The organism is Shigella sp. FC1544 (assembly GCF_001722145.1).
GTDB lineage: Bacteria > Pseudomonadota > Gammaproteobacteria > Enterobacterales > Enterobacteriaceae > Escherichia > Escherichia coli.
This window is the reverse complement of sequence record NZ_MECT01000360.1, coordinates 1-814: the sequence shown is the minus strand read 5'-3', so window position 1 is coordinate 814 and position 814 is coordinate 1. Positions and strand designations below refer to the sequence as shown.

The 814-nt window shown below is 46.2% G+C and carries 1 pseudogene; it reads right to left on the bottom strand.

From position 1 onward, the window contains the following. A pseudogene (locus BGK49_RS27645) lies at positions 1-457 on the bottom strand (IS1 family transposase); the annotation flags it as partial. Positions 458-814 lie beyond the last annotated feature (357 nt).

The window sequence follows — 814 nt, the reverse complement described above, 5'->3', positions numbered from 1 at the left end:
GCTCATAAGACGCCCCAGCGTCGCCATAGTGCGTTCACCGAATACGTGCGCAACAACCGTCTTCCGGAGCCTGTCATACGCGTAAAACAGCCAGCGCTGCGCGATTTAGCCCCGACGTATCCCCACTGTTCGTCCATTTCCGCGCAGACGATGACGTCACTGCCCGGCTGTATGCGCGAGGTTACCGACTGCGGCCTGAGTTTTTTAAGTGACGTAAAATCGTGTTGAGGCTAACGCCCATAATGCGTGCAGTTGCCCGGCATCCAACGCCATTCATGGCCATATCAATAATTTTCTGGTGCGTACCGGGTTGAGAAGCGGTGTAAGTGAACTGCAGTTGCCATGTTTTACGGCAATGAGAGCAGAGATAGCGCTGATGTCCGGCAGTGCTTTTGCCGTTACGCACCACGCCTTCAGTAGCGGAGCAGGAAGGACATCTGATGGAAATGGAAGCCACGCAAGCACCTTAAAATCACCATCATACACTAAATCAGTAAGTTGGCAGCATCACCCTTTTTATATATTCAGCAAATAAAACATAACCCCTTAATAAATATTATCTGCTAATGGGTTATATTCACCGTTACAGCGACTTACAAAATTAAGTCATTCGCTCACTGACGCCAATTAAATATTCCTGTATCGTTCTTAACGAGCAGTCTGCTTATATTCATATAATCAATGAATATTAATTAATATATAATACATAGGGAATGTAGGTAATGCTGCCAACTTACTGATTTAGTGTATGATGGTGATTTTAAGGTGCTTGCGTGGCTTCCATTTCCATCAGATGTCCTTCCTGCTCCGCTAC